Source organism: Lyngbya sp. CCAP 1446/10 (assembly GCF_026130175.1).
Classification (GTDB): Bacteria; Cyanobacteriota; Cyanobacteriia; order Cyanobacteriales; family Microcoleaceae; genus Microcoleus.
The window spans coordinates 22382-36048 of the sequence record NZ_JAIGNI010000019.1 but is presented as its reverse complement, the minus strand read 5'-3'; the positions used below and the strand labels follow the sequence as shown (position 1 = coordinate 36048).

12 protein-coding genes are annotated in these 13667 nt (G+C 47.0%); 7 read left to right on the top strand and 5 right to left on the bottom strand.

Annotation, left to right across the window (positions count from 1 at the left end; translation table 11 throughout):
* Positions 1-680: 680 nt before the first annotated feature.
* From K4039_RS10745 to tnpA, 4 genes are all read left to right on the top strand, one after another.
* Positions 681-875, top strand: coding sequence for a hypothetical protein (locus K4039_RS10745; RefSeq protein WP_265235170.1), 195 nt, complete (start codon positions 681-683; stop codon positions 873-875).
* Positions 876-936: 61 nt separating this feature from the next.
* On the top strand, positions 937-1077 hold the full coding sequence (locus tag K4039_RS10740; protein ID WP_265235169.1) for a hypothetical protein: 141 nt from the start codon (positions 937-939) through the stop codon (positions 1075-1077).
* A gap of 446 nt (positions 1078-1523) precedes the next feature.
* Entirely contained in the window at positions 1524-2765 is a 1242-nt protein-coding gene (gene argJ / locus K4039_RS10735) for a bifunctional ornithine acetyltransferase/N-acetylglutamate synthase (RefSeq protein ID WP_265235167.1), read from the top strand.
* Positions 2766-3097: 332 nt separating this feature from the next.
* On the top strand, positions 3098-3520 hold the full coding sequence (gene tnpA, locus K4039_RS10730) for an IS200/IS605 family transposase (protein WP_265235166.1): 423 nt from the start codon (positions 3098-3100) through the stop codon (positions 3518-3520).
* Between the two features lie 285 nt (positions 3521-3805).
* Here the strand turns inward: tnpA and K4039_RS10725 are convergent, their stop codons facing one another.
* The gene (locus K4039_RS10725; RefSeq protein WP_265235165.1) at positions 3806-4813 is read right to left on the bottom strand and encodes a zinc-dependent alcohol dehydrogenase family protein; all 1008 of its coding nucleotides are present in this window, start codon (positions 4811-4813) and stop codon (positions 3806-3808) included.
* 277 nt (positions 4814-5090) lie between these two features.
* On the opposite strand from K4039_RS10725, the gene K4039_RS10720 reads away from it, so the two are divergent.
* On the top strand, positions 5091-8486 hold the full coding sequence (locus K4039_RS10720; protein WP_265235164.1) for a bifunctional diguanylate cyclase/phosphodiesterase: 3396 nt from the start codon (positions 5091-5093) through the stop codon (positions 8484-8486).
* Between the two features lie 408 nt (positions 8487-8894).
* Here the strand turns inward: K4039_RS10720 and ilvN are convergent, their stop codons facing one another.
* The 4 genes from ilvN to K4039_RS10700 form a co-directional block, all read right to left on the bottom strand.
* Positions 8895-9413 carry an acetolactate synthase small subunit gene (ilvN, locus tag K4039_RS10715; RefSeq protein ID WP_265235163.1) on the bottom strand — a complete coding sequence of 173 codons (519 nt, stop codon included), beginning with the start codon at positions 9411-9413 and terminating at the stop codon, positions 8895-8897.
* 424 nt (positions 9414-9837) lie between these two features.
* Positions 9838-10650 carry a carbon-nitrogen hydrolase family protein gene (locus K4039_RS10710; protein WP_265235162.1) on the bottom strand — a complete coding sequence of 271 codons (813 nt, stop codon included), beginning with the start codon at positions 10648-10650 and terminating at the stop codon, positions 9838-9840.
* Positions 10651-10939: 289 nt separating this feature from the next.
* A complete protein-coding gene (gene psaJ, locus K4039_RS10705; protein WP_265235161.1) occupies positions 10940-11068 on the bottom strand; it encodes a photosystem I reaction center subunit IX in 129 nt (42 codons plus the stop codon).
* Between the two features lie 122 nt (positions 11069-11190).
* Positions 11191-11679: a Photosystem I reaction center subunit III gene (locus K4039_RS10700; RefSeq protein WP_265235160.1), complete on the bottom strand. Its 489-nt coding sequence runs from the start codon at positions 11677-11679 to the stop codon at positions 11191-11193.
* A 346-nt stretch (positions 11680-12025) separates the two neighbouring features.
* Here K4039_RS10700 and tsaD point away from each other — a divergent pair, with 346 nt between their 5' ends.
* The gene (tsaD, locus tag K4039_RS10695; protein WP_265235158.1) at positions 12026-13099 is read left to right on the top strand and encodes a tRNA (adenosine(37)-N6)-threonylcarbamoyltransferase complex transferase subunit TsaD; all 1074 of its coding nucleotides are present in this window, start codon (positions 12026-12028) and stop codon (positions 13097-13099) included.
* Between the two features lie 46 nt (positions 13100-13145).
* Positions 13146-13637 carry a GNAT family N-acetyltransferase gene (locus tag K4039_RS10690; protein ID WP_265235157.1) on the top strand — a complete coding sequence of 164 codons (492 nt, stop codon included), beginning with the start codon at positions 13146-13148 and terminating at the stop codon, positions 13635-13637.
* Positions 13638-13667 lie beyond the last annotated feature (30 nt).

Sequence of the window (13667 nt, the reverse complement as noted above, 5' to 3'; positions counted from 1 at the left end):
TTCTTGATAAGGTATTGGTGAAATTCGCTCAAATCAAAATTCTTTAAAAAATGACGAATATCAGTTTTTTTTACTCAATGAACTATAAGGGCTCAGATTGGTAAAGTTCACCTTGCCATAAACAAGCAATATGGTGTCAAATAAAATTACCATAAACTTGTTGGGGATTGACTAATCCCTGACATTTTTTGTAAGATAGATTCTAGAATATTTATTAAGCATTTTTTTAAGTTCGTCTGTTTTTGAGCTTAACGCAAAAAGTACCTTTTTTTGTCTTTTTGGTGAAAATCCCAGTGACTTTTTAGCGGAATGCTCGCGGAGTGTCCGTGTGGCAAAACTGTCCGAAGTATTGAGGGAAGCGCGATCCTCTTCGTTGGCGCAGCCCCCGTAGGGGTGGGCTTCGCTAACGCACTTTTAGGCATCGCGCCGGTGCGCGCGAGCGAAGCTATCCCCTAGGGAATCGCCCTTGACAACTTTAACTTTTTCTCAGGGAAGGGCGATCCTCTTCGAGGGCTTCGCTAACGCACTCCCTGCAATCTCGATCGCACTTCTCACCCAATTGTAAATTTTTGTTACTAATTTCAATTCGGTAGCTTTAGATACAGAATTATCTGATATATTTATAAGTAGGAACAGAAAAACAGCCCAATATTAAATCCAGGAAGACGGAGGAACCGCATATGTCTACCGAAAATCAAGCCCGCTCTCTGATGATGCGCCACCACCAGATGGTGAAGAACCGGCAGCAATCCATGCTCAACCGCAGCGCCACTGAAGTCGGGATGGAAGATACCCACTACTGGGGCCACATTCAAGGCAAACCACAGCCCAGCCTTCAAGCCAGTTACGATCGCAGCAACGCCACCATGAGCTAGGGCAAGCTCAATTTCGACAATTGTCTACGAAGTTATTACCTATAATTTGGAGAAATCAGTTATGTCAACTCAACAACAAGCGCGCAGCCTGATGATGCGCCACCAACACCTCGTCAAAAACCGTCAGGAATCGATGCTGAGCCGCGCGGCTGCTGAAGTTGGTTTAGATGCTGGTTCTCAGGCGAATGTCGATCGCAAATAACTCATTTTTTTCAACACCCAGACAGTTGAATCGAGTTTGTTGTTTGCCAACTAAAAATTAATTATGTTAGTTACAAAACCATCGCGACTGCTTCTTGATATCGATATCAAAAAGCAGTCGCGATGGTTTTTATTAGTAATTAGTCAGTAGTCAGTAGTCATACCATTTTTTTAAAGTTATGCAAGACTTATGTAAAAACTCAAAGACAGAATTATCAATGTCTGGCGGTATTTTATCTCTATCACATCTTTAAAAAAATGGTATCAGTAGTCATTGGCAATTGCCAATTGGCAAGATTTCGGTTGTAGTGCTTGTGAGCAAAAGGTGAGCTTGCATGAGAGTTGGCTCGCCTCAAACGTATACATCACAAAGAATAAAAGACGTTTGTGCCTAGAAACTTGATATAATCCCTTTTCAGCAGATTGAAGGCTACTAGGGAGGTCATCATGTCGGACTGGAAAGAAATTGACGGCGGAGTTACAGCACCCAGAGGATATCGAGCATCGGGAATTACAGCGGGTTTGAAGCCTTCAGGCTTACCGGATTTAAGTTTAATTTTATCAGAAGTGGACGCGATCGCCGCAGGAGTCTTCACCACATCCACCGTCCGGGCCGCTTGTGTGGACTACTGCCGCCAACTACTACAAGCTAAACCCAGCGCCAAAGCCATTTTGTGCAATGCCGGACAAGCAAATGCTGCGACTGGCGAAGCAGGCTTAGCAGATGCCCTCGAAAGCGCCAAATTGTTGGGAGAAGCGCTGAATATTCCTTCAGAATCAATTCTTTTGGCCTCCACTGGCGTGATCGGACAGCGGATTAAAATGGAGCCGTTGAGGGCGGCAATTCCGCGATTGGTTGCTGAGGCATCGGAAACTGGTTCTGATGCGGCTGCTAAGGCTATCTGTACGACTGATTTAGTCCCGAAAACGATCGCCCTGGAAACCATGTTTGGCGATCGCCCCGTGCGGATCGGCGGCATTTGCAAAGGTTCAGGAATGATTCACCCGAATATGGCAACAATGCTCGCATTTGTAACTTGTGATGCAGCAGTGTCGTCCCATCTATGGCAGGAAATGGTGAGTCGGGCGGCTGACAGAAGTTTCAATCAAATTACTGTTGACGGCGATACCAGTACCAACGATTCGCTAATTGCTTTAACTAACGGCCAATCCCGCACGCCAGCGATTACAGAAATGGGCCCGGAGGCTGAGAAATTAGAGGCGATGCTAACAGAAGTTTGCGTGCATTTAGCAAAAGCAATCGCCCGCGATGGTGAAGGTGCAACTTGTTTGGTGGAAGTACAAGTTAGCGGCGCCACCGACGAAGTTTCTGCGAGTAAAATTGCCAAAATAATTGTCGGTTCTTCTTTGGTAAAAGCTGCTATTTTTGGACGCGATCCGAATTGGGGAAGGATTGCGGCGGCTGCGGGGCGCGCTGGTGTTCCTTTCGATCAAGAGAATTTGCGGATTCAATTGGGAGATTTTTTGATGATGGAAAATGGACAACCGAAGGAGTTCGATAAATCTGCTGCGAGTAATTATATGAAGGCGGCGGCTGCTGGTGAATATCTGAAGGAAGACACGGTTTTAATTCAGGTTGCTGTCGGGAATGGCGGCGGTTTTGCGAAGGCTTGGGGATGCGATTTGAGTTACGACTACGTGAAGATTAACGCGGAGTATACGACTTAATGCCCCGGCGATTGAAATCGCGGCAGCCCCGGCGAATCGAATTCGCGGCGACACAGACAAAACCCGCCTCCGCGGGTTGAAGATGTCTCGGCGATTGAAATCGCGGCAGCCCCGGCGAATCGAATTCGCGGCGACACAGACAAAACCCACCTCCGTGGGTTGAAGATGTCTCGGCGATTGAAATCGCGGCAGCCCCGGCGAATCGAGTTCGCGGCGACACAGACAAAACCCACCTCCGTGGGTTGAAGATGTCTCGGCGATTGAAATCGCGGCGACACAGACAAAACCCACCTCCGTGGGTTGAAGACAAATTTCACACAGTTTTAATAGCAATGAGAGACAATTTTACGCAGTTATATATCCATTTTACTTGGTCAACCTGGGATAGATTGCCGTTGATTACTTCTGATATTCAACAAGTAATCTATGCAGCAATTATTGCAGAATGTCAGAAGTTGGGATGCACGGTGATTGCTGTTGGTGGTATAGAAGATCACGTTCACCTGTTAACAGCTTTTCCGACGACTTTGGCGGTATTTGAGATAATTAAGCAAGTCAAGGGTAGTTCTTCCCATTTAATCACTCACGAAATTAAACCGGGTGAATTTTTTAAATGGCAAGGCAGCTATGGGGCATTTACTGTTAGCCATGATGGGCTCGACGTTGTGGCTAAATATATCAAAAATCAAGCTGTTCACCACAAGGAGAAATCAATGATTCCTCATTGGGAACTGACTTCAAAAATCACTACATAATCGCAATTGCCCGTAATTCTTCAACCCGCGGAGGCGGGTTTCGTATGTGTCGCCGCGAATTCCATTCGCCGGGAATCTCAATCGCCCGCGATTCTTGAATCCAAAATTTCTTCAACCCGCGGAGGCGGGTTTTGTTTATGTCGCCGCGAATTCCATTCGCCGGGAATCTCAATCGCCCGCGATTCTTGAATCCAAAATTTCTTCAACCCGCGGAGGCGGGTTTTGTTTATGTCGCCGCGAATTCGATTCGCCGGGAATCTCCGCGAATTCCATTCGCCCGCAATCTCAATCGCCCGCAATTTCAAGCACTATTTTACCCGTCACCGAGCCTGTTTCTAACAATTCATGCGCAGCTTGAGCTTGTGCTAGCGGAAAAGTTTTGCTGACATGAATTTTGAGCAAATTACGATCGCACAAACCAGCACACTGCCGCAAAATATTAGCTTGATCTTCCTGTTCCTGTTCCAAACCTTGCAACATCGGAGTTAACATTAACTCCAAACTGATCCGCAGATTGCGCATTCTCGCCGTTTTCAAATTCCCCAAATCCGGATCTGGTTCCAAAATTGTTACCAAATCTCCATAAATCTTGACAGCCGGAATAGTTTGGTAAAAAGTTTCTCCCCCGACAGTATCGAAAGCCAAGTCAACTCCTTGTCCCTGAGTCCAAGTCAAAACTTCATCGACAACATCGGTATTTTTGTATAAAATAACTGAATCTGCACCTAACTGCCTTACAAATTCGGCTTTTGCTTCGGAACTAACAGTAGTGCAAACCTCAGCACCCTGCAATGCAGCCAATTGTACCGCGACGTGGCCGACACCGCCTGCACCTGCTAGAATTAGCACTTTTTGGCCAGCTTGCAAGCGCCCTCGATCGTACAGCGATTCCCATGCTGTAATTAAAACTAACGGTGCAGCCGCCGCCTCAGCAAAACTTAAAGCAGCAGGCTTGATGGCGAGAAAACGTTCGTCTACAACGGCAAACTCCGCATAAGTACCGATCGACCCACCCAAACCGCCATTGCAGAAAAAAACCTCGTCTCCGACTTGGAAACTCTGCACAGCAGCACCGACAGCCTCTACGACTCCAGCACCGTCGCACCCCAAAACATGAGGAGTTTTTTCGGGGTAAAAAGTGCCGCGCGATCGCAACTTAGTATCTATCGGATTAATCCCCGCCGCCCGCAACTTCACCAAAACTTCAGTTTCTGTTTGTATAGTAGGAGCGGGGATATCTTGCAGTTTCAATACGGACGGGCTTCCGGGCGTTTCAAAAACGATCGCTTTCATCAGGGTATTAACTCTATTTTCGTCTTCACCTCCGATCCTACCTTGTATTCGTTACCCATTTGTGACGATACTTAGTTATTTTTAAATAGATTGGCTTCAGATAACTACAACAATTGTCGAGCGGTGCTAATCGATGTTCGATCTAGATTTATTCCTTTACTTTAAGATTCTTGCATACCTTCTGGGATTATCGGCGACTTTAGCCCTGGCGTCCGCGATTTATCTCAAGTGGCAGCGAAGGCCTCCCAGTCTGCCAAGCGCCGCAGAGCAACCGCTGTTGACAGAATTACAGCCCGATTTATTTGCGGGATTGAAAATTTGGAAAAAGTTTTTGATTTTCCCCAACTCAAATCTGTTGGCGATCGCAGACAGCTTCTTGGGTAAACTTTTAAGTATTGGCTACCATCTATTATTCGCCCAGCAACAACGCCCAACTGTGAATTCTTCGCCTCTTGTAGGGCCTTCCACCAGCAAAACCGTTAGTCTGAGCATCCAAGGTTCGATCGCCCAAAATGACAACAACCCTCCCAATGTCAACCCACCCAAAGTTCGGGCTTCCCCGCAATTAGAAGAAGACTTGCTAGGCGACATCTTAACAGGTACTAATTCGCCCGGAGGAGCAGAATTTTTTGATACCTTAGTTCGCCACTTAGCCTCAGCACTCGGAGTTCGCAGCGCCGTTGTTTACAAATCAATTAAGTCGATAAAACGCGCCGATACTGATCCCGATCAATTACAAGTTATCAGTTTTTGGAGCGACGGACAGCAGCAGCCAAACTTTGAGTGCAACACCGCCAATACTCCCGAAGCGCTGGTGTTTGAGCAGGGAATGTACTCCTGTCCAGACTGTCTCCTAGAAACCTTCCCACAAGACCGCAGACCGATCGTTACAGGCGCGCGCAGTTTCCTCGGAGTCTTGCTCAAAAACTCCTACGGCGAACCTTTAGGGATTATTTGTATTTTACACGATCGCCCCTTGGTAGAATCAAATCTTGCCAAATTTCAACTAATCATCAGCATCTTTGCCGGACGGGCCGCCGCCGAATTAGAACGGCAGCGCCTAGAAGCAGCACTCTGCACCGTAGAAGCGAAATACTGCGCCCTTGTAGAACAAATGCCGGCTGTCACCTACATTTCTCCGCTCAACCGCAATGCCAAACTTTATATCAGCCCTCAAATCGAGACTTTTCTGGGTTATTCTGTAGCTGAATGGAAGGCAGACCCAGATCTGTGGCTGAAACTCGTTCACCCAGAAGACCGCGATCGCGTGTTAGTTGAAAACGCCACACAGAAATTTACCGACGGAGAAGATATCTTTGGCGACGCGCCGCTAGTTTCAGAATACCGCGCGATCGCCCGGAACGGCAGAGTTGTCTGGTTCCGCGATCGAGCGATCGCAGTTCGCGATGAAGCAAGCAAGTCTGTGATCCTTCAAGGCGCAATGTTTGACATCACAGAGACTAAAGTAGCTGCCAGCGCCCTGCTAGAAAGCGAATATCGCTATTACACCTTAGCTAAAATACTGCCAGTCGGGATTTTGCGCGCCGACGCTGCTGGAGATTGCTTGTATGTCAACGAGCGATTTTTGGAGATGGCGGGACTGACTGCGCCAAATGCACTAGGCGAAGGTTGGGCTCAAAGTTTGCATCCCGAAGACCGCGATCGCGTTTTGAGCCTGTGGTATCGCGCTGTCAAAGACAAGTTGTCTTGTAAGTTAGAGTACCGCTTTTGCAACGGCGATCGCACAACCTGGATATTTTGGCAAGCAGTGCCGGAAATTGCCAACAGCGGGGAAGTTCTCGGCTATCTGGGGACGCTGACGGATATCAGCGATCGCAAGCAGGCAGAATTCGCACTGCAACAAGCCGAAGAGAAATACCGCAGCATCTTTGAAAACGCGATCGAAGGAATTTTTCAGACAACGCCCGACGGACGATACCTCAGTGCTAACCCGGCTTTGGCGAGAATTTATGGCTACGAGTCTGCCTCTGAACTGATCGCAAACATCCACGATATCGATCACCAACTATACCTCGATCCCAACCGCCGCGTCGAGTTTTTGCGCGCGATCGAAAAACACGGTTCTGTGTCTGAGTTCGAGTCCCAAGTTTACCGCGCTGACGGCAGCACCATCTGGGTTTCCGAGAATGGCCGGGATGTTCGCGACGCTGACGACAATTTGCTTTACTACGAAGGTACTGTCGAAGATATCACCCTCCGCAAAATAGCCGAAGACAAGTTAGTACACGATGCTTTGCACGATACGCTAACGGGTTTGCCAAACAGAGCTTTATTTATGGATCGTTTGGGACACGCGATCGAGCTTTCAAAACGCTGTCCCGAAGTTTTGTTTGCGGTGCTGTTTATCGATCTAGACCGCTTTAAGGTTGTTAATGACAGTTTGGGGCATTTAGTGGGCGATCGCTTGCTGATCGCGATCGCGCAGCGCCTGGAAATCTGTTTGCGCACTGGAGATACCGTTGCCCGTCTCGGCGGCGACGAATTCGCTATTTTGCTGGAAAACATCAAAAACACCGATGATGCGATCGTCATTGCCGAACGAGTGCAAGCGGAACTGGCAGAGCCTTTTTACCTCAACGAATATCAAGTTTTTAGCAGTGCTAGCATTGGCATTGTTTGTTCTGGTTTGCCGCAGCCTTCGAGTCCAAGCAGCGAATTTTCTAGTCCAGCAAATCTGGGAAATGTCGATCGGGAAACTGTTTTGTCTTGCCTATCTCCCGACTCCCCAGTTCTCCCGGTGCCGTTCCGAATATTGTACGATCGACCCGAAGAACTGCTGCGAGATGCAGATGCTGCCATGTATCACGCCAAGGGATTGGGCAAAGCTCGCCATGAAGTTTTTGACTTAAGTATGCACACTCGCGCCGTCGCCCTGTTGCAACTGGAAAACGACCTACGGCGCGCTCTAGACTCCGAGGAATTTCGGCTTTACTACCAGCCCATCGTCTCTCTAACTAGCGGTAGAATCAGCGGTTTTGAAGCGCTGCTGCGATGGTATCACCCCGATCGGGGTTTAGTCTCTCCCGGCGAGTTTATTTTAGTCGCAGAAGAAACTAGATTGATTGTACCTATTGGTTGGTGGATGATGCGATCGGCTTGCCGTCAGATCCACGAGTGGCACCAAAAATTCCCAGCAAATCCGCCATTGACTGTCAGCGTCAACCTTTCTAACGAACAATTTAAACAGCCAGATTTAATCGATCGCCTGAGCGAAATTTTACAAGAAACTCAGCTTGACCCTCGCACTTTTAAGTTAGAAATTACTGAAGGCGTGATCATGGACAATGCCGAATCAGCCGCCGCTATCCTCACGGAATTGAAAAATTTAGAAATTGAATTATATATTGACGATTTCGGAACGGGCTATTCTTCTTTAAGCCGCTTGCACACTTTTCCCACTGATGCCTTAAAGATCGATCGAGCTTTTGTCAGCCGCATGACGGAAGATGAAGGAAACGAAGCCATTGTACAGACTATTCTAATTTTAGCCAGTCATTTAGACATGGATGTAATTGCTGAAGGAATCGAAACCATCGAACAGCTTAATTTGCTCAGAGCCCTGCAATGCGAATACGGACAGGGATACTTTTTTTCAAAAGCCGTAGACAGTATAACAGCCACAAATTTGATAGAAAGTCAACCAGTATGGTAATTAGTCAGTTGACAGTTGACAGTTGACAGTTGACAGTTGTCATATCGAGTTGTCATATCGAGTTGGGTTACATCGGAATGATAACGCAATGCGAGCATCTCGCGAGCTAAGCTGAATCAAAGTGCTGAACTCGGAAAATTATGATTCTGATACAACCGGACACGATATCCTTAGTGATTGGTCATTTGTAATCAGAAGTCGAAAGTTAAAAGTTAAAAGATACTTTGTGACCAATGACAACTGACAACTATCAACTGACAACTATCAACTGACAACTATCAACTGACAACTATCAACTGTCAACTGTTGTAATCAGAAGTCGAAAGTTAAAAGTTAAAAGATACTTTGTGACCAATGACAACTCACAACTGACAACTATCAACTGACAACTGTCAACTGACAACTGACTTAAACTTTCGCTTCCAAAGACTTAAGAAACTCAGTATTTACGCCCGACTCGCGAGTCATGGCAATTTTCCCAGTCCGAGCAATTTCCTTAATCCCAAACCTATTCAGAACCTGGACAATCGCCACCATTTTACCAGGATCTCCCACAACTTCCAAAGTCAGCGTATCATCACCAATATCCACCACCCGCGCTCTAAAAATCTGAGCTAACTCAATGATCTCCGATCGCGTCCCGGTAGCAGAATTAACTTTCAGCAACATCAACTCCCTTTCCACGCAGGGAATTTCGGTTATATCCTGAACTTTCAGCACATTAATTAACTTGTACAGTTGCTTAGTCAACTGTTCAATAATCTGGTCATCTCCCGGTACAACCATCGTAATCCGAGACACACCAACTTGTTCCGCCGGGCCAACGGCCAGACTTTCAATATTAAAACCCCGACGGGCAAATAAACCAGCAATTCGAGTGAGGACACCCGCTTCATCTTCTACTAAAACCGAAAGAGTGTGTTTCATTTCTCCAAAAAAAGACGCATTTTGTGCAATTCTACTGTCGTCAATTCGCCTTTTAGCAGAAGTGCACTTGAACCTGCATTAGACATTTTATCGCGAGTTATTAGCCGTTCATCTGCGGGAAAAAAACCTCTTGATAAATTTCGCTTTTATCGCAGTCTCGATCCCCCTAAATCCCCCTTAAGAAGGGGGACTTTGATAGCACTCCTGTCCCCCCCCTTAAGAAGGGGGGTTAGGGGGGATCGGCTTTATCTCAACCCTAAACCCGCCCCAACCAGGTTCTGGCCGCACACGATCCAAGTTTTTTCGTGTACGAACGTACACAATTACGCGACCGAATAAAAACTATTTAGGTCTGGTGGCTGACGGAAACTGCAATTTTGAGACCAATTGGTCTCAAAATTACGAAGTACCAAGCCACCACAACTCACAGAAAAACCCGGTGTTGCAGCGATGGCATTTGGCGGCGGACTTGTTCTAGTCGATCGGGATTAATCTCTGCAATCGCCACACCCGGTTCCTCTCCAGCATCCGCCAAAACCACACCCCAAGGGTCTACAATCATCGCGTGACCGTGAGTTTGACGGCGGCCGTAGTGGTGTCCAGTCTGCGCCGGGGCGATCGCATAACAAGTATTCTCGATCGCCCTAGCTTGCAACAACACCTTCCAGTGATCCTTGCCAGTGTACGCTGTAAACGCCGCCGGCACGAACAAAACATCAGCACCCTTGTGAGACAAATGCCTGTACACTTCCGGGAACCGCACGTCATAGCACACCGAAAGTCCCAGCGTCCCCAACTCCGGCGACACATAAACCGGCGGCAAATCTTCACCAGCTTTCACAGTGTTCGATTCCCTGTAAGTAATCCCGTCTGGCACATTCACATCGAACAAATGTACTTTTTTGTACCTGGCAACTTCGGTGCCGTTTGGGTCTATCAGCAAGCAAGTATTGTAGACCTTCCCCCCATCCGTCGGCACCGGAAATCCGCCGCCCAGAATCGTCACCTGGAAGCGTTGGGCCATCGTTTTGAGGAATTTTTCGCTTTGGAGTCCGATCGCCTCTGCTGAAGCAATCTTTTCCTCCTCTTCTCCCATAAACGAGAAATTTTCTGGTAAGGAAACTAACTCCGCACCCTGACGTACTGCCAAGTCGATTAATTCCTCTGCCTGCACCAAATTTTTTCGCAGGTCAGGCAAGCTAGTCATTTGAATTGCTGCGGCGATATAAGACTTCATCGATTCACAATATTAGTCATTTAGTCAATAGTCATTTAGTCAATAGTCAGTAGTCAATAGTCAGTAGTCAGTAGTCAGTAGTCAGTAGTCAGTAGTCAACAATGCCCTATGCCCTATGCCCCATGCCCTATGCCCTATGCCCTATGCTCACCTCATGTCACTGAGAAAGGCTATATATAGTTTGAGAGTTTTGATATTTGAGTTTTCAATTAACCTTTAACCTTTCACTCAAAATTCAAAACTCTCAACTTTTTTACCCAAGACTTTAAGACCTAATTTCGGTCAAATCTTAAGGCATCGGATGGAAAAGCAAGTCAGGGAAAAAGCGGTTAAATTCAATCAAACCGGCCGCTTGAATAGCAATCCAAATCGTTGCCAATACTGGTGCGGTTGAAAGAAACTTGACAAAATATTGCATGAATTCTGCTCCTGAAATTTTGAGACAGTTGGTAATTGCCGATCGCTCGGTAAGACGCTAATTGCTAACTTGCAGTTAATTGCTTAACTCTTAGCTATTAGCGTTCGCTCCATTTCCCTATTTTAGCGGGGGGAAACAGTAATTTCATCATCCTTGGCAAACATTTCACCAGTGGTGATTTCCTTGAGTGCTGCTAGAGGCCATAAAACGCCGCTCAGCATACAGGAGATTGCCACAGGAACGTCGATAATAATCTCTTTTTCCTCTGGAGTCGCTGATTTTTTGGCGATTTGCAGATAAGCGCGGCCTACCCAACCAATCCAACCAGCAATATACAAGAACAGCAGGCTGGGAATCAAAAAGTCGCCAGCATAAGCCAAGTTACCATCTACGATTAAGTGTGGGTATCCTTCCGGGCCGCACATAGCCGCAGAATAGCGATCGAATCTTGCCTTCGCAGATGCTGGGTCGCCATTGGTAGAACGAGCATTTTTAGCCAGTTCCTGGAACGCGGGGGAGTCCTTGCACGGCACCAAATTGTAGGCCGAAGCAACTGGAGCAAAACTGATCCACAGACTAACCACTAAAATTGCAGCAAACAATCGTCGCATGAAATTGTTTCCTTTTGTTACAAAACAATAATTTTTTCTACAAGCATTTCAACTTGCCGATCTCTAATCCAGATTACCGCATTTGTTGACAATGCGAAGCATTGATCGTTGATGCGGCAAATCCCAATAGAATTAGGAATTCGCGTTTGATCGCATCAGTACATCAGTCAGTGGCAAGCTAGCAATACCGCGAGGATATTTCACAGCCTGCATCTAATGATGGGCTTAACTGTCGCGATCGGGCAAATATCCCTAACAATAACCTGAGTACAGGCTGGCGCGGGGGACTTGCGCCAAATTAGTTAAGCTAGCAATAGCTAACCTATCAAATAAAATTACCAGATTAATGGCAACCATTTTCGCGATCGAAACAAGTTGTGACGAAACAGCAGCAGCAATTGTTAAGAATCGTCAAGTTTGCAGCAATGTTGTAGCATCACAAATTAAAATCCACGAGCAGTACGGCGGGGTAGTGCCCGAAGTAGCTTCGCGGAGTCACCTAGAAATGCTAAATCAGGTAATTGCCCAGTGTCTGAGTGAAGCCAACCTGAGTTGGTCAGAAATTGACGGCATTGCAGCGACTTGCGCCCCCGGTTTAGTAGGTGCATTGTTAGTCGGGTTGACAGCGGCGAAAACCTTGGCAATAGTCCACCAAAAACCCTTTTTAGGTGTCCACCACCTCGAAGGACACATTTACGCTTCTTACCTAATCGAACCCGACTTACAGCCACCATTTTTGTGTCTATTAGTTTCCGGCGGACACACCAGCTTAATTTATGTTAAAGATTGCGGCGTTTACGAAACAGTAGGACAAACCCGCGACGATGCGGCGGGCGAAGCGTTTGATAAAGTCGCCAGACTTTTACAGCTAGGATATCCCGGCGGGCCGCTGATGGACAAATTGGCCGCCCTTGGCAATCCCCAAGCGTACCCTCTACCAGAAGGCAGAATTTCGCTGCCTGGTGGTGGCTACCATCCCTACGACAGCAGCTTTAGTGGTTTGAAAACAGCAGTTTTGCAATTAGTGCAGAAACTCAAAAAACAAGATATTAATGCTGGTGGCGAAGGCATCTTGGCTGCCTCTACAATTAATGATATTGCGGCTAGCTTTCAGGAAACAGTAGCCAAGGGTTTAACTAAAAGGTCGATCGCCTGTGCACTAAATTTAGGACTTAGCACTATAGTAGTCGGTGGAGGAGTCGCAGCCAACAGCGGACTCCGAAAACACTTACAAGCCGCCGCAGTCAAAAACAACTTGCGAGTATTGTTTCCCCCATTAAAATATTGCACAGATAACGCAGCAATGATCGGCTGTGCGGCGGCAGAACACTTGCAGCGGGGACACATATCACCGCTGACATTGGGAGCAAATTCGCGGATGCCCGTTAGCGATGTCATGGAACTTTACAAGAGTCATTAGTCATTAGTCATTAGTCATTAGTCAACAGTCAACAGTCAACCAAACGATGAAAATCCGCGACGCAATTGAAAGCGATTTACCCGCAATTGTCCAAATATACAACGCAGCAATACCAGGGAGAATGGCCACAGCAGATTTAAAACCAGTCTCCGTCGAAAGCCGTCTGGCGTGGTACAGAGAACATTCTCCCAATTCCTTGCCGATTTGGGTAATGGAATCAGAACAAAATATCGTTGGCTGGCTGAGTTTTCAGCTTTTCTACGGACGCGCCGCCTATCAGCATACCGCAGAAGTTAGCATCTACGTCGCGCCCGATCGCCAACGCTGCCAAATCGGACAAAAATTATTGCAATCGGCAATCATGCGGAGTCCACAATTGCAACTCAAAACGCTGATGGGCATAATTTTTGCTCACAATCAGCCGAGTTTAAGATTGTTCGAGAAATTTGGGTTTCAGCAGTGGGGATATCTGCCAAAAATTGCCGAACTTGAGGGCGTGGAAAGAGATGTAATAATTCTTGGCCTGCGTTGTTTGTAGGGAAACGGCAATGCCGTGTCCTGATTTGGA

Coding starts and splice junctions, on each gene's coding strand:
- K4039_RS10745 (WP_265235170.1), top strand. CDS start 681: ATGTCTACCGAAAATCAAGCCCGCTCTCTGATGATGCGCCACCACCAG.
- K4039_RS10740 (WP_265235169.1), top strand. CDS start 937: ATGTCAACTCAACAACAAGCGCGCAGCCTGATGATGCGCCACCAACAC.
- argJ (WP_265235167.1), top strand. CDS start 1,524: ATGTCGGACTGGAAAGAAATTGACGGCGGAGTTACAGCACCCAGAGGA.
- tnpA (WP_265235166.1), top strand. CDS start 3,098: ATGAGAGACAATTTTACGCAGTTATATATCCATTTTACTTGGTCAACC.
- K4039_RS10725 (WP_265235165.1), bottom strand. CDS start 4,813: ATGAAAGCGATCGTTTTTGAAACGCCCGGAAGCCCGTCCGTATTGAAA.
- ilvN (WP_265235163.1), bottom strand. CDS start 9,413: ATGAAACACACTCTTTCGGTTTTAGTAGAAGATGAAGCGGGTGTCCTC.
- K4039_RS10710 (WP_265235162.1), bottom strand. CDS start 10,650: ATGAAGTCTTATATCGCCGCAGCAATTCAAATGACTAGCTTGCCTGAC.
- psaJ (WP_265235161.1), bottom strand. CDS start 11,068: ATGCAATATTTTGTCAAGTTTCTTTCAACCGCACCAGTATTGGCAACG.
- K4039_RS10700 (WP_265235160.1), bottom strand. CDS start 11,679: ATGCGACGATTGTTTGCTGCAATTTTAGTGGTTAGTCTGTGGATCAGT.
- tsaD (WP_265235158.1), top strand. CDS start 12,026: ATGGCAACCATTTTCGCGATCGAAACAAGTTGTGACGAAACAGCAGCA.
- K4039_RS10690 (WP_265235157.1), top strand. CDS start 13,146: ATGAAAATCCGCGACGCAATTGAAAGCGATTTACCCGCAATTGTCCAA.